This is a genomic window from Mesorhizobium sp. AD1-1 (assembly GCF_020164655.1).
Taxonomy (GTDB): Bacteria; Pseudomonadota; Alphaproteobacteria; order Rhizobiales; family Rhizobiaceae; genus Mesorhizobium; species Mesorhizobium ciceri.
In genome coordinates, this window is record NZ_JAIUGP010000001.1 from 525,593 (window position 1) to 542,647 (window position 17,055).

Annotated in this window: 18 protein-coding genes and 1 pseudogene; 18 read left to right on the forward strand and 1 reads right to left on the reverse strand. The window is 63.3% G+C overall.

Annotation, left to right across the window (positions count from 1 at the left end):
• The 17 genes and pseudogenes from LB519_RS02420 to trmB all read left to right on the forward strand — a co-directional run bounded on the left by LB519_RS02420 (position 1) and on the right by trmB (position 15,858).
• The gene (locus LB519_RS02420; protein WP_013527915.1) at positions 1–312 is read left to right on the forward strand and encodes a (2Fe-2S)-binding protein; all 312 of its coding nucleotides are present in this window, start codon (positions 1–3) and stop codon (positions 310–312) included.
• Positions 278–763 carry a bacterioferritin gene (gene bfr / locus LB519_RS02425; protein WP_013527914.1) on the forward strand — a complete coding sequence of 162 codons (486 nt, stop codon included), beginning with the start codon at positions 278–280 and terminating at the stop codon, positions 761–763. The genes LB519_RS02420 and bfr overlap by 35 nt, the downstream gene beginning before the upstream one ends.
• Before the next feature lie 12 nt (positions 764–775).
• Positions 776–2,377 (forward strand): di-heme oxidoredictase family protein, encoded by a 1,602-nt coding sequence (locus tag LB519_RS02430; RefSeq protein ID WP_224618556.1) that lies wholly within the window; start codon positions 776–778, stop codon positions 2,375–2,377.
• On the forward strand, positions 2,377–3,456 hold the full coding sequence (locus LB519_RS02435) for an imelysin family protein (RefSeq protein ID WP_224618558.1): 1,080 nt from the start codon (positions 2,377–2,379) through the stop codon (positions 3,454–3,456). Before LB519_RS02430 ends, LB519_RS02435 begins: the two co-directional genes overlap by 1 nt.
• A 1-nt stretch (position 3,457) precedes the next feature.
• On the forward strand, positions 3,458–4,564 hold the full coding sequence (locus tag LB519_RS02440; RefSeq protein ID WP_224618559.1) for a DUF1513 domain-containing protein: 1,107 nt from the start codon (positions 3,458–3,460) through the stop codon (positions 4,562–4,564).
• Between the two features lie 94 nt (positions 4,565–4,658).
• Positions 4,659–5,336 (forward strand): tRNA (adenosine(37)-N6)-threonylcarbamoyltransferase complex dimerization subunit type 1 TsaB, encoded by a 678-nt coding sequence (gene tsaB / locus LB519_RS02445; RefSeq protein WP_224618562.1) that lies wholly within the window; start codon positions 4,659–4,661, stop codon positions 5,334–5,336.
• Positions 5,337–5,419: 83 nt separating this feature from the next.
• Complete coding sequence (gene rimI / locus LB519_RS02450) at positions 5,420–5,914, forward strand: ribosomal protein S18-alanine N-acetyltransferase (RefSeq protein ID WP_024503455.1); 495 nt, start codon at positions 5,420–5,422, stop codon at positions 5,912–5,914.
• Positions 5,915–5,935: 21 nt separating this feature from the next.
• The gene (locus tag LB519_RS02455; RefSeq protein ID WP_063169990.1) at positions 5,936–6,736 is read left to right on the forward strand and encodes a lysophospholipid acyltransferase family protein; all 801 of its coding nucleotides are present in this window, start codon (positions 5,936–5,938) and stop codon (positions 6,734–6,736) included.
• Positions 6,737–6,849: 113 nt separating this feature from the next.
• Positions 6,850–8,220, forward strand: coding sequence for a tRNA (N6-isopentenyl adenosine(37)-C2)-methylthiotransferase MiaB (gene miaB / locus LB519_RS02460; RefSeq protein WP_224618711.1), 1,371 nt, complete (start codon positions 6,850–6,852; stop codon positions 8,218–8,220).
• 83 nt (positions 8,221–8,303) lie between these two features.
• Complete coding sequence (locus LB519_RS02465) at positions 8,304–9,296, forward strand: PhoH family protein (protein ID WP_023758127.1); 993 nt, start codon at positions 8,304–8,306, stop codon at positions 9,294–9,296.
• An 18-nt stretch (positions 9,297–9,314) separates the two neighbouring features.
• Positions 9,315–9,815, forward strand: a complete 501-nt coding sequence (gene ybeY / locus LB519_RS02470; RefSeq protein WP_224618565.1) for an rRNA maturation RNase YbeY — start codon at positions 9,315–9,317, stop codon at positions 9,813–9,815.
• A 28-nt stretch (positions 9,816–9,843) separates the two neighbouring features.
• Entirely contained in the window at positions 9,844–10,956 is a 1,113-nt protein-coding gene (locus LB519_RS02475; protein WP_024503458.1) for a hemolysin family protein, read from the forward strand.
• 16 nt (positions 10,957–10,972) lie between these two features.
• Positions 10,973–11,443: pseudogene (locus LB519_RS31295) on the forward strand (VOC family protein).
• A 101-nt stretch (positions 11,444–11,544) separates the two neighbouring features.
• Positions 11,545–13,137 carry an apolipoprotein N-acyltransferase gene (lnt, locus tag LB519_RS02485; protein WP_063169993.1) on the forward strand — a complete coding sequence of 531 codons (1,593 nt, stop codon included), beginning with the start codon at positions 11,545–11,547 and terminating at the stop codon, positions 13,135–13,137.
• 141 nt (positions 13,138–13,278) lie between these two features.
• Entirely contained in the window at positions 13,279–13,698 is a 420-nt protein-coding gene (locus tag LB519_RS02490) for a helix-turn-helix domain-containing protein (RefSeq protein WP_013527901.1), read from the forward strand.
• 169 nt (positions 13,699–13,867) lie between these two features.
• Complete coding sequence (gene metK, locus LB519_RS02495; RefSeq protein ID WP_024503461.1) at positions 13,868–15,133, forward strand: methionine adenosyltransferase; 1,266 nt, start codon at positions 13,868–13,870, stop codon at positions 15,131–15,133.
• A gap of 23 nt (positions 15,134–15,156) precedes the next feature.
• Positions 15,157–15,858 (forward strand): tRNA (guanine(46)-N(7))-methyltransferase TrmB, encoded by a 702-nt coding sequence (gene trmB / locus LB519_RS02500; protein ID WP_013527899.1) that lies wholly within the window; start codon positions 15,157–15,159, stop codon positions 15,856–15,858.
• Positions 15,859–15,924: 66 nt separating this feature from the next.
• Here trmB and LB519_RS02505 read toward each other — a convergent pair whose 3' ends face one another.
• Entirely contained in the window at positions 15,925–16,092 is a 168-nt protein-coding gene (locus LB519_RS02505) for a hypothetical protein (protein ID WP_013527898.1), read from the reverse strand.
• Between the two features lie 299 nt (positions 16,093–16,391).
• Here LB519_RS02505 and rimP point away from each other — a divergent pair, with 299 nt between their 5' ends.
• Complete coding sequence (rimP, locus tag LB519_RS02510; RefSeq protein WP_013527897.1) at positions 16,392–17,036, forward strand: ribosome maturation factor RimP; 645 nt, start codon at positions 16,392–16,394, stop codon at positions 17,034–17,036.
• The last annotated feature ends 19 nt before the right edge of the window (positions 17,037–17,055 follow it).

Sequence of the window (17,055 nt, forward strand, 5' to 3'; positions counted from 1 at the left end):
ATGCTGATTTGTCATTGCAACATCATCACCGAGAAGGAGATCGAGCAGACGATCGTCGGGCTGCTGGACCAGGATCCCTGGCAGTTGATCGTGCCGGCGAAAATCTATCATGCAATGCAAAAGCGCGGTCGCTGTTGCGGCTGCTTCCCAAATGTGGTGGAAACGATCATTCGGGTCACCGAAAACTACCACGCCCGCTCGGAGGCGAGCGGCGTGGATGTCGTTTCACACCTGGATCGCGTCAGAGGCCTGCGCATCCAATACGGGAGCAGAATTCATGAAAGGCGATCCGCAGATCATCGAGCGGCTTAACGAGGCCCTTTTCCTGGAGCTTGGGGCCGTCAATCAGTACTGGGTGCATTTCCGTCTGCTTGAGGACTGGGGATACGCGAAGCTGGCAAAGAAGGAGCGGGCGGAATCGATCGAGGAGATGCACCATGCCGACAAGCTCGTCGCCCGCATCATCTTCCTCGAAGGCCATCCGAACCTGCAGTCCGTGGCGCCGCTGCGCATCGGGCAGAACGTCAAGGAAGTGCTCGAATCCGACCTTGCCGGAGAATATGACGCACGTACCGCCTACAAGCGTTCGCGCGAAATCTGCAACGACGCCGGCGACTACGTGACGATGAAGCTGTTCGAGGAATTGCTGGCCGACGAGGAGGGTCACATCGACTTTCTCGAGACGCAGCTCGACCTGCTTGCCTCGATCGGCGAGGAGAAATACGGCCAGCTCAACGCCGCATCGGCGGACGAGGCGGAGTAAGGGCATGCGGGAATGCGGCGCCTGCTAGAATTCGTGCGCCGCTCGCGGCGGGCCAATGGCTCGCCGCCCCCTGAGAAGACGCCAGCCGGATTGGCGCGTCGGCGCTGTGTCATGCTCGTGTTGGCGCTTACCTCTTCGGCGATGGCGGGTGATCTTCAGCCGGCCGGCCTCGCCACCACGCGCACCGACCTCAATGCGAAGGATCAGGCGCGCGTCATTGCCGTCACCAGGCCGACCACGGATTTTTCCAGGCCAGAGCCGTTCGAACTGATGCAAGGTGGCGCCGGCACGTCCCGAAAGGACGTCAGCCGCGATTCCTTCTCGCAATCCTCGCCCAACATCACCTTCGAGGAACAGGGCGACTTCAAGCTCGGCAATGCCCTTTTCCGCAAGAACTGGGTCTCGTCGCCATCCTCGACGCAAGCGTCGGACGGGCTCGGCCCGCTGTTCAACGAACGTGCCTGCCAGAACTGTCATCTGAAGGATGGCCGCGGCCGCCCGCCGCAAGGCGACCCCGGCACCACGTCGATGTTCCTGCGGCTGGCCCGCGACGCCAGCAGCGTGGAAGAGAAGGCGGCGCTTGCCGACCATGAGGTGCTCAACTTCCCCGACCCGGTCTACGGCAGGCAATTGCAGGAGCTCGCCGTACCCGGCCTGCCCGGTGAAGGCAGGATCCATATCGATTACCAGGAACGTAAGGTGGAGCTGACGGACGGCTCTGTGATCTCCTTGCGCAAACCGAGCTATTCGGTTGACGGCCTTGGCTACGGGCCGCTTGACCCGCGCACCACGCTGTCGCCGCGGCTCACACCGCCGATGATCGGCCTGGGCCTGATCGAACAGATCGCGCCGTCTGATATTCTCGCCCAAGCCGATCCGGACGACAGGGACGGCGACGGCATTTCCGGCAGGCCGAACATCGTGCGCGATAGCCTGAACGGAGAACTGACGCTTGGCCGTTTCGGCTGGAAGGCACAGACCGCGTCGATCCGCCAGCAGGCGGCGGATGCCTTTGCCGGCGACATCGGCATCTCGACGCCCGAAGAGCCGAAGCATTGGGGCGATTGCACTGCTGCGGAGGCAAAATGCCTCGCCATGCCGAACGGCGTGCAGCAGCGTCTTGGCCCGGTCGAGGCGCCGCCGCCGGTGATGGATCTCGTCACCTTCTATTCGCAGAACCTGGCCGTGCCGTCGCGCCGGGACCTCGACCGGCCGGACGTGCTCGCGGGCAAAAAGACATTCTACGAGATCGGCTGCATTGCCTGCCATACGCCGAAATTCGTCACGCGCCGCGATACGCCCAACAAGGCGCAGGCCTTCCAGTTGATCTGGCCTTATTCGGACTTCCTGCTGCACGACATGGGGCCTGATCTGGCCGATGGCCAGGCCGTGGGCGATGCGACGGGCAATGAGTGGCGCACGCCGCCGCTGTGGGGCATCGGCCTGACCGAGACAGTCAACGGCAATTCCTTCTTTCTGCATGACGGGCGCGCGCGCAGCCTGGCTGAGGCGATCCTGTGGCATGGCGGCGAGGCGCAGAGAGCGCGCGACCGTTTTGCCGCCGCTAACGCGACCGAGCGTGACGCATTGCTCAAATTCCTGGAGTCACTGTGATGTTCAAGCGTTCTGCATTGTTTTTCGCTCTTCCGCTGGCCCTGCTGGGCGTTGTCCCTGCGTCGGCGGCGGTCAAAGCCTCCGACATTATCCAGCGGGCGATCGATGGCTTCGTCCGCCCGGCCTATGCCGGCCTGCACGAGCATGCGGAAGCCTTGACCGGATCCATGCGCAAGCTGTGCGTCACGCCCTCGCAAGGAGAGCTCGATGCCGCACGCGCCGAATTCTCCGCCACCGTCTATGCCTGGTCGTCAGCCGAAATCATCGGCTTCGGGCCGATCAAGGAGAACAACCGGCTGGAACGCATGCTGTTCTGGCCGGATCGCAAGAGCATTGGCCTGAAGCAGGTGCAGGCGGCGCTGTCGGCGAAGGATCCAACCGCCACAGATCCGGCACAGCTGGCCGGCAAGAGCGTCGCCATGCAGGGGCTGGGCGCGCTGGAGTTCGTACTTTACGGCGACGGCGCCGATGCACTGGCCGGCAAGGATGATCCCTACCGCTGCGCCTATGGCACTGCTGTTGCCGGCAACATCGAAACCATGGCCGGCGAGGTCAGCGCCGCCTGGAACAAACCGGACGGCTTTGCAGCGATTTGGGCCAATCCGGGGCCGCAGAACCCGCTCTACCGCGACGGCAATGAAGCGGTGACCGAACTGGTCGGCGTCTTCGTCAACGAGCTGGAAATGGTGCGTGACGTGCGCCTGAAAGGATTTTTCGGCGGCAAGCCGGACGCGGACAAGCCGAAACAAGCGATCTATTGGCGCTCGCAAAACACCACCGCGTCACTGGCCGGCAATCTCTCCGGCATCGATACGCTGTTCCAGGCCTCGAAACTTGGCGACGCCCTGCCGGCCGATGCGCGCTGGATGGCCGAATCTATCCACATCCAGCTGGTCAACGGTGTCGCCACCGCCAAGGCCGTCAGCGGTCCAATCGACAAGGCGCTTGCCGATCCGGCATTGCGCGACAAGCTCGATCATTTCGCGCTGATCACCTCCAGCCTGTCGACCCTGATCGGGACCAGGTTGACCGCTGAATTCGGCCTGACCGCAGGCTTCTCCTCGCTGGATGGGGACTGAATTGAAAACCCCGCTGATAGATCGCCGCGATTTCCTGAGAGCTGCAGGCGTTGGCTTCATGGCCGCGATGGCGCCATCGGCCTGGGCAACGACGCTTTCGGCCGACGCCGTCTTCGCCACCGCTTTCGTCAAACGCGACGGCAGCTTTGGCGCTGCCGTCCTGTCCGAGGCCGGCAAAGTCCTGCATGCGATCGATCTGCCCGATCGCGGCCACGATGTCACCTTCGATCCCATATCGAAACGCTCGGTGGTCTTCGCGCGCCAGCCCGGCACCTTCGCCGTGGTTTTCGACCATTCGGGCCGTGATGCGCCGCTGACCATCGCCAGCATCGCCGGCCGGCATTTCTTCGGCCACGGCGTGTTCTCGGCCGACGGTGCGCTGCTCTATGCCACCGAAAACGACTTCGACAACGCCGCTGGCGTCGTCGGCGTCTACGATGCGCGGGCGAAATTCAGCCGTGTCGGCGAGTTCCCGACCTATGGAATGGGTCCGCACGAGCTTCTGCTCCTGGGCGATGGCAGGACGATTGCGGTAGCAAATGGCGGCATCGAGACCCATCCGGATTACGGCCGCGCCGAGCTCAACATTGCGACCATGAAGCCGTCCTACGTGCTGATAGACCGCGCCACCGGCGACCTCATCGAGAAGCACGAATTGCCGGCCGCGCTGCACCAGCTGTCGATCCGCCATATGGACACCGATCCATCCGGAACCGTCTGGTTCGGCTGCCAGTACCGGGGGCCGGGCACCGATCGTCCGTTGCTGGTCGGTCGCGCCACGCGCGGCAAGGATCTGCAACTGCTCGACATGCCGCAGGACGTTTTGTCCGGCTTCCGCAACTACATAGGCTCGGTCGCCGCCAATCCGGCTGCCGGCACGGTCGCGGTCTCCTCGCCGGAAGGCAACTCGCTTGTCGTGCTCGATGCGGCCAGCGGCCGGGTCGTCGCGAACAGCGCGCTGGTCGAGGTCTGCGGCGTGGCACCTGACGGAACCGGCTTCATGGCCACCACCGGCGCTGGCGAGATCGTCGAGGGCAGTGGTGCGACACGCTCCGAACCGGACTATGTCTGGGACAACCACATGCTGCGCATCGAGCAGGCCGCATAGGCCACAAGCGAAGCCGCTTAACGAATTATGCACTATCCCCTTGCGGTGGCGGGCCGTGGCGGGCACAGGGAATTGTTTTCGAACCGGTTGCTTCATGAAATTGCTTGCCATCGACTGTGCCGCCAACCTCTGCGCCGCTAGCGTCTATGACGCGACGGCGAAGCGGGAGCTCGGCCGCTCGGTGCTCGATCTCGGCAAGGGCCATGCCGAGCAACTGATGGCGGTCATCGCCGAAGCGCTGGAGGCAGGCGCAACCGACTATGCAGGTCTTGGCGCCATTGCCGTGTCTGTCGGCCCCGGTTCCTTCACCGGTCTGCGGGTCGGCGTCTCGACCGCGCGTGGCCTGGCGCTGGCGCTGAAGATACCGGCAATCGGAGTGACGACACTGGAGGCGCTGGCTGCCGAAGCAGCGACGGCATTTCCCGGTCGCACCGTGCTGGCGGCGCTGGATGCCGGCCGTGAGGAGATCCACGCGGCCTTTTACGACGAAAGGTTAGTCTTGACTTACGGTCCGGCCGTGGCCACGCTGGCCGACGTGGTGGCAATGGCGATGGCAACGTCTCCGGTGCTTGCCGGCACCGCTGCAGCGCTCATCAGTGCATCGGCCGGGCGCGAATTCGATGTCGGCCCTCGGACGGCCACCGCCGACATTGTCACCTACGCCCGCCTGGCTGCCGCCAAGGGCGCGGGCGAACGGCCGAAACCACTCTACCTGCGCGGCGCCGACGCCAAGCCGCAGGCCGGGTTCATTCTTTCAAGGATCAGACCATGATCCCGAAAAGTGGAAGCCGGTTTTCACGGACAACGGTTCCCGTTTGTCCAGAGATCATGGTCAAACAAGAAAACAAAAATTAGATGCGCATACCTTTTCTCCAACCACGCCGCCGGGACTATGCGCTCGAGCCGCTGAGGATCGCCGACAGTCCGGCGGTCTCGCTGCTGCACCGCGAGGACTTTGTCCGCCCCTGGACCGATGGCGAATTTGCCGCCTTGCTCGAACAGGACACCGTGTTCGGCTATGCCGCGCGCGAAACCGGACAGGGCTCCAAGCCGCCCGTCGGCTTCGTGCTGGCGCGGCTTGCGGCAGGCGAGGGCGAGATCCTGACCGTCGCGGTGGCGCGATCGCATCGCCGGCAGGGGCTGGGCTGGCAATTGATGGACGCGGTGTTGCGCGAACTGCACGCGCAGCGCGCCGAAGCGCTGTTCCTCGAGGTCGACGAGACCAATGTCGCGGCGATCGCGCTTTATCGCCGGCTGGGCTTCCGCGAGGTCGGCAAGCGGCCGAATTACTACAGGTCGGCCGAACACGGACCGACCGGCGCGCTTGTCATGCGCCGCGATCTTCGCTAGCGAGACGGCCGGGATGGGGCGATGATCAAGAAAATCAGGATTTTCCTGGCGCTGGGCCTCGTTGTCGCCGGTTCGCTGGTCCTCGTGCCGTTACAGATACTGTCGATGAAGACCGGCTGGTGGCCGGAAACCTTCATCCTCAAGATCTGGCATAGGCTGATCATCAGGGCGCTCGGCATGCGGATCCATGTCAAGGGGACGCTGTCCGACAAGCGCCCGCTGCTGGTTGCCTCCAATCACATCTCCTGGACCGACATCATGGTGCTCGGCTCTTTTGCCGACGTAAAATTCATCGCCAGGGCTGATATGGAAGGCTGGCCGCTGATCGGCATGCTTTCGAAGCTGCAGCGTACCGTGTTCATCGAGCGCGAGCGCAAGCGTTCGTCGGGCGACCAGGCAAGCGAGATTGCCAGCCGCATGGCCAAGGGCGATGCGATGGTGCTGTTTGCCGAGGGCTCGACCGGCGACGGTAATATGGTCCTGCCGTTCAAGAGCACGCTGTTCGGCGCCGCCTCGATGGCGATTTCGGAAGGCGCGGCGGAACAGGTGTTCATCCAGCCGGTGGCGATCGCCTATACGCGTCTGCACGGCGTGCCGCTCGGCCGCCGGCATCGCCCGCTTGCCGCCTGGATCGGCGATGAGGATTTGATGCCGCATCTCAAGGTATTGCTGGCGGAGGGCGCGCTCGACGTCGAGGTGCATTTCGGCGAGGCAATCGCCTTTTCCAAGGGTTCGAACCGCAAGGAGACGTCGAAACTGATGGAAAGCCAGGTGCGTGAGATGATGCAGGCGGCGCTTGCCGACCCGCGGCCGAGCCGCTAGCCCCGGCATGCCCTTGCTGGCGCGGGCTGAGAATCGTCTGTTTTTTGTCACGGAAAGGCGTTAGAAGCCGCCTTATGGACTTGAACACGATAGAAAGCGACGACATCGGCACTATGGCTGGACAGCCGGCAGTGCTTTCCACGGCAGCGAGAAAAGTCTTCATCAAGACCTATGGCTGCCAGATGAATGTCTATGATTCGCAGCGTATGGCCGATGCGCTGGCTGCCGACGGCTATTCCGCGACCGATGCCATTGGCGAGGCGGACCTGGTGCTGCTGAACACCTGTCATATCAGGGAGAAGGCGGCCGAAAAGGTCTATTCCGAGCTCGGCCGTATCCGCGACATGAAAGCCGAGCGTGCCCTGGCCGGCCGCGAGATGCTGGTCGGCGTCGCCGGCTGCGTGGCGCAGGCCGAAGGCGCCGAGATCATCCGCCGTTCGCCGGCCGTCGACCTGGTCATCGGCCCGCAGACTTATCACCGGCTCCCCGACGTGCTGGCGCGGGTGCGCGGCGGCGAAAAGATCGTCGAGACCGACTACGCCATCGAGGACAAGTTCGAGCATCTGCCGCAGCCCAAGCGCGCCGAGGTCATCAAGCGCGGCGTCACCGCCTTCCTCACCGTGCAGGAAGGCTGCGACAAGTTCTGCACCTTCTGCGTCGTGCCCTATACCAGAGGCTCCGAAGTTTCCCGGCCGGTGGCGCAGATTGTCGCGGAGGCTGAGCGCCTGGCTGAAGCCGGGGTGCGCGAAGTGACGCTGCTTGGCCAGAACGTCAATGCCTGGCATGGCCAGGGCGAGAACGGCCACGAGTGGGGCCTTGGCCGCCTGCTGTTCAGGCTGGCCGAAATCCCCGGGCTGGCGCGTCTGCGCTACACCACCAGCCACCCGCGCGACATGGATGACGAGTTGATAGCGGCCCATCGCGATCTGCCGGCGTTGATGCCCTATCTGCATCTGCCGGTGCAATCGGGCTCCGACCGCATCCTCAAGGCGATGAATCGCCGGCACACGGCGAGGGATTATCTGGCGCTGCTCGACCGTATCCGCACTGCCCGGCCTGACATCGCGCTTTCCGGCGACTTCATCGTCGGCTTTCCCGGCGAGACCGAGGCGGATTTCGAGGCGACCATGGAGCTGGTGCGTCAGGTGAATTACGCCTCGGCCTTCTCCTTCAAATATTCGCCGCGCCCCGGCACGCCAGGCGCCGAAATGGCCGATCATGTGCCGGAAGCGGTCAAGGACGAGCGCCTGCAGAGACTGCAGGCTCTGCTTGTGAAGCAGCAGCAGGACTTCGGCTTGAGCCTCGTCGGCAGCACCATCGACACGCTGATCGAGAAGCCCGGCCGCCAAGCCGGCCAGAAGGTTGGCCGCTCACCTTGGCTGCAGCCGGTTATTGTTGATGAAAAGGCCGGCGAAATCGGTGACATTATCCAGGTGCGAATCACGAAGACGGGCTACAATAGCCTGTTCGCCGAATTGGCCTGAGGGTCTCGGCAGATGAGGAGAGACGGTTGAGCGCAGCAGAGCTGAAGAACCTGCCCCCGGTACCGGCATCTGGGGCTTCTGACATGGCGCACATCGTTCTGACTTTCGACAACAACAAGCTTGCCAGCGCCCTTTATGGTCAGTTCGACGAAAACCTCGCCCGGCTCGAGCAGAAGCTTGGCGTCGACATCCGCTCACGCGGCAACCAGCTGACCATCAAAGGGTCCGCTTCTGCCGCCGAGCAGGCGCGCCGCGCCCTGGACAATCTTTACGGCATTCTCCAGAAAGGCGTCGATATCGGCCAGTCCGACGTCGACGGCGCCGTGCGCATGGCGATTGCCGCCGACGATCAGTTGACCCTGCCAACGCTGGAACGCAAGGGCAAGGTCTCCGCCGCCCAGATCGCCACCCGCAAGAAGACGATCTATGCCCGTTCGCTCAACCAGGACGCCTATATGCGGGCGCTGGAACGGTCGGAACTGGTGTTCGGCATCGGCCCGGCCGGCACCGGCAAGACCTACCTGGCGGTGGCGCACGCGGCGATGCTGCTCGAGCGCGGCATGGTCGAGCGCATCATTCTCTCGCGGCCGGCGGTCGAGGCCGGCGAGCGGCTGGGCTTCCTGCCCGGCGACATGAAGGAGAAGGTCGATCCCTATCTGCGGCCGCTCTATGACGCGCTCTACGACATGATGCCGGCCGACAAGGTCGAGCGCGCCATTGCCGCCGAAGTGATCGAAATCGCGCCGCTTGCCTTCATGCGCGGCCGCACGCTGGCGCATGCCGCCGTTATCCTCGACGAGGCGCAGAACACCACGCCGATGCAGATGAAGATGTTCCTGACGCGTCTGGGCGAAAACTCGCGCATGATCGTCACCGGCGATCCGACCCAGATCGACCTTCCCTCGAACACCAAATCGGGTCTGGTCGAAGCCTTGCGGGTGCTGGACGGCGTGGCGGGCGCGGTCACCGTGCGCTTCAACGACGGCGACGTGGTTCGCCATCCGCTGGTGGCGGAAATCGTCAGGGCCTACGACCGGGACGCCAAGCTGGCGCGTGGCCTCGGCGCCGAGAATTGATGTTGGCGATGCGGCTTCATGCCTGAGGACATAATATCCGGCGACGGGAATATTCCCGTCGACATCGACATAGCGGTTGAGGCGGGCAACTGGCCCGACGAGGCAAGCCTGACGCGGCTGGTCGATCGGGCCGTTAAGGCGGCTTTTGCCGAAACCGGCCTGGCGGGCCGTTCCGAACTCAGTCTCGTTTTTTCCGACGACGCCCATATCCAGGTTCTCAACGCCGGCTGGCGCGGCAAGGACAAACCGACCAACGTCTTGTCTTTCCCGGCTTTTCCGTTTGCGCAGGGCGGTCCGTTGCCGCCGATGCTGGGCGACATCGTGCTGGCCGCCGAAACGGTCGCCCATGAAGCGGTACTGGAAGACAAGCCTGTCGAGAACCATATCACCCATCTCGTCATCCACGGCCTGCTGCATCTGCTGGGCTACGATCACGAGACCGAGGCCGAGGCCGAGGCGATGGAAGCCGTCGAACGCGCGGCGCTTGCAAGGCTTGCCATTCCCGACCCCTACGCGTAACTACATCTGACCAATTGACCGGACGACGATGAACGACAAACCAGAGACTGCCGCCCGCCCCGACGCCGGCAGTGCAACCAAGGCTTCCGATACGTCGGAAGAGGGATCAAGTCCGAGTACCGTTACCTCTGGTGCTAGCAGTACCTCTGCTGCTGCCGGCATCGGCAGCGCTGCCAGCGAGACATCGCCTGCCGGTCCCTCCCTGTTCGACCGCGTTCTTGGCCTGTTCAGGCAACGCAACGGAACCAGCCTGCGGGAGGAAATCGCCGGCGCGCTTGCCGAGACAACGAGCGATGCCGGCGCCTTCTCGCCCGGCGAACGCGCCATGCTCAACAACATCCTGCGGCTGCGCGAAGTGCGCGTCGAGGACGTCATGGTGCCGCGCGCCGACATTCAAGGGGTCGAAATCACGACGACGCTCGGCGATCTGCTGGGCACCTTTGAGCAATCCGGCCATTCCCGCATGCCGGTCTATTCAGAGACCCTCGATGATCCGCGCGGCATGGTCCATATCCGTGATGTGCTGGCCCACATCACCAAGATCGCGCGCGTCAAGAAGGGCCGCTCGACCAGGAAAACACCCGTCGCCACGGTTCTCGATCTCGCCCAGGTCGATCTCGCACGCACCATTGGCGACCTCAATCTGATCCGCCCGGTGCTGTTCGTGCCGCCGTCGATGCTCGCCTCCGACCTGATGGCTCGCATGCAGACGACGCGCACGCAAATGGCGCTGGTCATCGATGAATATGGCGGCACCGACGGCCTTGCCTCGCTGGAAGACATCGTCGAGATGGTGGTCGGCGACATCGAGGACGAGCATGACGACGACGAGCCGATGATCACCCAGAGCGGCGACGGCGTGTTCATCGTCGATGGCAAGGCCGAGATCGACGACGTCGCCAAGATGATCGGCGGGGATTTCGCCGCCGGTGAACATGGCGAATATGTCGACACCATCGGCGGCATGATTTTCAACACGCTTGGCCGTGTTCCGGCCCGCGGCGAGGTGGTGCAGGCCATACCCGGTTTTGAATTTCACGTCCTCGACGCTGATCCGCGCCGCGTCAAGCGCGTGCGCATCGTGCAGAGCCAGAAGGGTGAGCGTCGCCGGCGTGCCACGGCGCGCACCGAACAGGCGTGAGCGTTTCGCTCGCACGATGACTATCGACGACCCGTTCAAGCATCCAAGTCTGGGCTCTGGCGTTTTCTACAAGGATCCGCATGCCGCGCTGGACTGGCTCGAGGCGGCTTTCGGCTTCGAGCGCAGCATGGTGGTCAGCGATGCCGAGGGAAAGCTCATCCATGCAGAGATGCGGTTCGGCGACAGCTAAATCATCGTCGATTCCGAATGGAGCGATTACATCGCCAGCCCGGCTTCGCTCTCGGGCAAGAACACGCAGTCGATCTATGTCAGGCTGAAGGGTGGCCTGGATGCGCATTGCGAGCAGGCGCGGGCCCTCGACGCTGATATAATCCAGGAGCCGGCGGATCAGTTCTACCGCGAGCGCCAGTATCGTGCACGCGACCCCGAGGGCCATGTCTGGACGTTCACGCAGACCATCCGTTCGGTTCCGCGCGAGGAGGCCGAGCGGCTGGGGGGCGTTCAAATCGAGGGTTGGCACCGGTAGGCAGGGCCGGAGCTGTGCATCTCAGCCAGCCCATCCGCCGTTTGGAGCGCGGAGCGCAGCCTGTTAAATCTTGTGTCCTGATTCGCGACTCGGAAGTATGCATGGAGCGCCTCACCGGCCGGATAATTCTGCTTTGGGGTTGGCGGCGTGCGCTCGTGGCGTTTCTCGCCGGCGCCCTCGCGGTGCTTGGGCAGGCGCCTTACGACTTCTTCGCCGCCTGTTTCGTCTCGTTCCCGCTGCTGGTCTGGCTGCTCGACGGCGCCACCGGCGAAGCTTCAGGCAGTCTGTTCCGGCGTCTGCGGCCGGCTTTCGCCGTCGGTTGGTGGTTCGGTTTCGGCTATTTCCTCGCCGGCCTCTGGTGGATCGGCTCGGCGCTGCTGGTCGAGGCCGACAGCTTTGCCTGGGCGCTTCCCTTCGCGGTGGTCGGCATTCCTTTCATGCTCGCCTTTTTCTACGGCTTTGCGGCAATCGTTGCTCGGCTGCTGTGGAGCAACGACATTGGCCGCATCGCCGCCCTTGCCTTCGGCTTCGGCCTGGCGGAATGGCTGCGCGATTTCCTGTTCACCGGTTTTCCCTGGAATGCCGTCGGCTACGCGGCCATGCCCGTGCCGCTGCTGATGCAGAGCGTCTCGGTGACGGGCATGATCGGCATGAACGCGCTCGCGGTGTTCGTCTTCGCACTGCCGGCACTGCTGGCGGCACGTCGGCACCTGCGCCTCGGCGCGGCACTGTTTGTCGTGCTCGTCGCTGCCCATGTCGGCTTCGGCTATATCAGGCTTGCCGCTCCCGAATCGCCAGCTTCACGCAGCCTGGATGTCCGCATTGTCCAGCCGGCCGTGGACCTGTCGGAAAAATGGGATGCCTCGGTGCGCGACCGCATCTTCGCGGTCCTGATGGGGCTCTCGGGCAAGGCGCCGGATCCAGGCCATCAAAAGCCGCAACTGATCCTGTGGCCCGAAACCTCGGTGCCGTTCCTCTTCACCGAGCGTCCGGACGCATTGACGGCGCTGGGGGATATGCTCGGACCCGGCCAGATGCTGATTGCCGGCGTCGTCCGCGAGGAAGGCGGCTCGGCCGCAAATGCCGACAGCCGCTACTACAACTCCGTGGTGGCGATCGACGACAAGGGTGAAATCACCGACGCCGTCGACAAGGTTCACCTGGTGCCGTTCGGCGAATACCTGCCTTTCGCCGATCTGCTCCAGCGTTTCGGCATCGAGCAACTGGTTGCCGGGCCGATGAGTTTCGCGGCCGGCAATGAGCGGCACGCCATTACGCTGCCCGACGGCATCCGTGCGCTGCCATTTATCTGTTATGAGGTGATCTTTCCCGATCTTGTGGCAGTTGACGCTGCGTCAGCGCAGCTTATTGTGAACGTTACCAATGATGCGTGGTTCGGCGACACGCCGGGTCCGTATCAGCATTTCAGGCAGGCCCAGATCCGTGCGGTGGAAAATGGATTGCCATTGGTGCGTGCCGCCAACAACGGCATCTCGGCCGTCGTCGATCCGCGCGGGCGCATCGTCGATGCGCTTGCTATCGACGCGCGCGGCGCCATCGATGCCCACATACCGATTTCCGGACAGGCGCTCATATCTCCCGGCCAACGGCGCATTAACGGAATGCTGATCATGTTGCTGTTTGCCGTTGGGGCAGCGCTGTTGAACGTAAGGCAAAGGCTACGGGTGAATTGACAGCCAACACATTAGAAACTCATACTGTAAGTGCCTGAAAATTTCTCGAAGCCGGTGGATCGTTCTGTTGGGGCAGTTGCCTCCGGCTTTGTTTGGGCAGGAAAAAAATAGAGAAAGCCGAAAAAATTCGGCGAGGAAAAAATGACAGAAGATAACAAGAAGAAACCGAATCCGATCGACATCCATGTTGGCAGTCGCATTCGGCTTCGCCGCAACATGCTTGGAATGAGCCAGGAAAAGCTGGGAGAAAACCTCGGCATCACATTTCAACAGATTCAGAAATATGAAAAGGGCACCAACCGCGTCGGCGCCAGCCGTCTGCAGGCGATCGCGTCCATACTCGGCGTGCCTGTCGCTTTCTTTTTTGAGGATGCGCCCGGCCAGGAGCCTGTGGCGGGCCGTGGATTTGCCGAGGACGCTTCGATGGCTTTCGCTGTCGAATTCTGCGGCAGCCCTGAAGGCCTTCAGCTCAACCGGGCCTTTGTCAAGATCGCCGACGCCAAGGTGCGCCGCAGGATCATAGACCTGGTCAAGTCCCTTTCCGCCGACGATCCCGACTGATCCTCAATCACGCCAGGACCGGCGGCGCCCCGCCGCCGGTGGCACAAGATAACGGCATCGACATTCATGCCAGAGCCGAAGCACCGCTTGACGAGCGGCGCTTCGCCCCGCTAACACGTGGCGCGCCAAAATCGGCAGCCTGCCGATCGTTTTTCAAGAGGGGACACCCGTGACGCGGCAGAACTACTTCTTTACCTCGGAATCCGTTGCCGAGGGCCATCCCGACAAAGTCTGTGACCGGATTTCCGACGAGATCGTCGATCTGGTCTATCGCGAAGCCAAGAAGACCGGCATGGACCCGTGGAAAGTCCGTGTCGCCTGCGAGACGCTGGCCACCACCAACCGTGTCGTCATCGCCGGCGAAGTGCGCGTCCCGGAAACGCTGCTGAAGAAGGACAAGGCAGGCAACATCCTCAAGGATGCCGCCGGCCATCCGGTCGTCAATCCGGCCAAGTTCAAATCGGTCGCCCGCAAGGCGATCCGCGAAATCGGCTACGAGCAGGCCGGCTTCCACTGGAAAACGGCGAAGATCGAGGTTCTGCTGCACGGCCAGTCGCCTGACATCGGCCAGGGCGTCGACAACGCTGCCGACCGTCAGGGCGAAGAGGGTGCCGGCGACCAGGGCATCATGTTCGGTTATGCCTGCCGCGAGACGCCGGATTTGATGCCGGCGCCGATCTACTACAGCCACAAGATCCTCGAACTGCTGGCTGCTGCCCGTCACGAAGGCAGCGGTGAAGCCGGCAGGCTCGGGCCGGATGCCAAGAGCCAGGTCACCGTTCGCTATGTCGACGGCAAGGCCGCCGAGGCGACGCAGATCGTGCTGTCCACGCAGCATCTCGATGCGAGCTGGGATTCGAAGAAGGTCCGCAAGGTCGTCGAACCCTATATCCGCGAGGCGCTGGGCGACCTCAAGATCGCCGACGATTGCATGTGGTACATCAATCCGACCGGCAAGTTCGTCATCGGCGGGCCGGACGGCGACGCCGGCCTGACCGGCCGCAAGATCATCGTCGACACCTACGGCGGTGCCGCACCCCATGGCGGCGGCGCCTTCTCCGGCAAGGACACCACCAAGGTGGATCGTTCGGCGGCCTATGCGGCGCGCTACCTGGCCAAGAACGTGGTGGCGGCGAAACTCGCCGACCGCTGCACCATCCAGCTTTCCTACGCCATCGGCGTCGCCCAGCCGCTGTCGGTCTATGTCGACTTGCATGGTACCGGCAAGGTCGACGAGGCAAAGCTCGAGGACGCGCTGCGCACGGTGATGGATCTGTCGCCGTCGGGCATCCGCCGTCACCTCGATCTCAACAAACCGATCTACGCCAAGACGTCGTCCTACGGCCATTTCGGCCGCAAGGCCGGCCGTGATGGGTCTTTCTCCTGGGAAAAGACCGATCTCGCCAAGGCGCTCAAGGACGCGGTCGCCGCCTGACAGCGGCGCCGCGAAGTCCCGCCATGGATCCGAAGGACAGACCAAGCCGCGCGACCGAAGCCTTTTTCGGTCGCCGGCGCGGCAAGACCATGCGTCCGCAACAGGCGGCCGCGCTGGAAAGCGGCTTCGGTGCATATCGGCTCGATCTGGCGGCCGGGCCGCCGGCCGATCTGCAAACTCTGTTTCAAACCGATGTCAGCGCGGTTCGCCTCGAGATTGGCTTCGGCGGTGGCGAACATCTCCTGCACCGCGCGACCGAGGCGCCTTCGATCGGCTTTATCGGCGTCGAGCCCTTCGTCAACGGCATGGCCAAGATGATGATGGCGGTGCGCGAGAAACCGCTCGCCAATCTGCGGGTTTATGACGACGACGCCACAAGGCTGCTCGACTGGCTGCCGCAGGCCTCGCTCGGCGGCATCGATCTGCTCTATCCCGACCCCTGGCCGAAGAAGAAACACTGGAAGCGACGTTTCGTAAGCCCGGTCAATCTCGAGCGGTTCGCGCGCGTGCTGAAGCCTGGTTCAAAATTCCGCTTCGCCTCCGACATCGACACTTATGTCAACTGGACCTTGCTGCATTGCCGCGCGCATGGCGCGTTCGCATGGCAGGCTTGCGAGGCGGCGGACTGGCACCGGCCCTATGATGGTTGGCCGGGCACCCGTTACGAGGCCAAGGCCATTCGTGAGGGCCGGCGGCCCGCCTATCTTACCTTCATTCGGAAATAAGCTCGCGGTCTTAGAGCAATTCCAGGAAAAGTGTGAAACGGTTTTCCGTCCGGAATTGCGTCAAAGCTAGAAGCGGCGGCCGATGCGATCGAAGGCGGCAGGCTCGACGCCGAGGTTGCGCAGGTCGTCGGCGCGCGGCCTGCGACCGGCTTCCACGGCCCGTGAAGCGGCCACGGCGCTGCCGAATACGGTGAAGAAGTCGCCTATTGCAGAAAATATCTTGCGATTGCTCATGATCATGTCCTTTCGCGCACGTGTGACGCACGGCCACCTTTGTGCAGCGCAACGTAAGTAGGTGCGTTTCAGCGCCAATCCCATGGGGGCCGCCGCATGGGCGCCATGCGCTCCATGCAACGCTGGCGGGGGCCACCTCGATGGCAGCGTTGCCCGACCAGCATAGCGGGCTTGAAACACAGGCCGCGATCGTCTATATCAGCCTCAAATTCTTGGTCGGTATGACGAAGAGTGGGTCCACCCGGTCCCGCTCTTTTTTATTACCTGCCGATAACTTGGTAGAGAACGACAGGGCTTCAATGACTGCAACGGCAAGCGAGGGCGACGATCGCATCATCCGCGAAAGCGGCATCGATGCGCGCATCGCGCTGATCGTCCAGCCGGTTCTGCGCGGCATCGGCTTCCGCCTCGTGCGGGTGCATCTGTCGGGCCAGAACGGGCTGACGCTGCAGATCATGGCCGAACGCGAGGACGGCACCATGACCGTCGAGGATTGCGAAGAGGTCAGCCGCGCGGTGTCGCCGGCGCTCGATGTCGATGATCCGATCGAAAAGGCCTACCATCTTGAAGTCTCGTCGCCCGGCATCGACCGGCCGCTGGTCCGCAAATCGGATTTCACGACCTGGACGGGTCATCTGGTGAAAATGGAAACATCGATCGTCGTCGCCGACCGCAAGCGCTTCAAGGGCAAGATCGCCGAAGCCGGCGAAGACGATGTGCTGATCGAGCGCGACAAGGCAGCCTATGGCGAGGAGCCGACGGTGCGCGTCCCCTATGACGCGATTGCCGATGTGCGCCTGATCCTGACCGACGATCTCATCCGCGATGCCCTGTCGAAGGACAACAGGGCGCGCAAGGAAGCCAAGAAGCGCCGTGGCGAACCGGACGACGACGAGTCGGGTGCGGAAGCGGACGCCACGGAAGAACACGAACAGGAACTATGATTGAGCTGCCGGGCGCAAA

Coding starts and splice junctions, on each gene's coding strand:
- LB519_RS02490 (WP_013527901.1), top strand. CDS start 13,279: ATGACAGAAGATAACAAGAAGAAACCGAATCCGATCGACATCCATGTT.
- rimI (WP_024503455.1), top strand. CDS start 5,420: ATGCGCATACCTTTTCTCCAACCACGCCGCCGGGACTATGCGCTCGAG.
- rimP (WP_013527897.1), top strand. CDS start 16,392: ATGACTGCAACGGCAAGCGAGGGCGACGATCGCATCATCCGCGAAAGC.
- ybeY (WP_224618565.1), top strand. CDS start 9,315: ATGCCTGAGGACATAATATCCGGCGACGGGAATATTCCCGTCGACATC.
- bfr (WP_013527914.1), top strand. CDS start 278: ATGAAAGGCGATCCGCAGATCATCGAGCGGCTTAACGAGGCCCTTTTC.
- miaB (WP_224618711.1), top strand. CDS start 6,850: ATGGCTGGACAGCCGGCAGTGCTTTCCACGGCAGCGAGAAAAGTCTTC.
- LB519_RS02465 (WP_023758127.1), top strand. CDS start 8,304: ATGGCGCACATCGTTCTGACTTTCGACAACAACAAGCTTGCCAGCGCC.
- LB519_RS02455 (WP_063169990.1), top strand. CDS start 5,936: ATGATCAAGAAAATCAGGATTTTCCTGGCGCTGGGCCTCGTTGTCGCC.
- lnt (WP_063169993.1), top strand. CDS start 11,545: ATGGAGCGCCTCACCGGCCGGATAATTCTGCTTTGGGGTTGGCGGCGT.
- LB519_RS02505 (WP_013527898.1), bottom strand. CDS start 16,092: ATGAGCAATCGCAAGATATTTTCTGCAATAGGCGACTTCTTCACCGTA.
- tsaB (WP_224618562.1), top strand. CDS start 4,659: ATGAAATTGCTTGCCATCGACTGTGCCGCCAACCTCTGCGCCGCTAGC.
- LB519_RS02420 (WP_013527915.1), top strand. CDS start 1: ATGCTGATTTGTCATTGCAACATCATCACCGAGAAGGAGATCGAGCAG.
- LB519_RS02430 (WP_224618556.1), top strand. CDS start 776: ATGCGGCGCCTGCTAGAATTCGTGCGCCGCTCGCGGCGGGCCAATGGC.
- trmB (WP_013527899.1), top strand. CDS start 15,157: ATGGATCCGAAGGACAGACCAAGCCGCGCGACCGAAGCCTTTTTCGGT.
- LB519_RS02435 (WP_224618558.1), top strand. CDS start 2,377: ATGTTCAAGCGTTCTGCATTGTTTTTCGCTCTTCCGCTGGCCCTGCTG.
- LB519_RS02475 (WP_024503458.1), top strand. CDS start 9,844: ATGAACGACAAACCAGAGACTGCCGCCCGCCCCGACGCCGGCAGTGCA.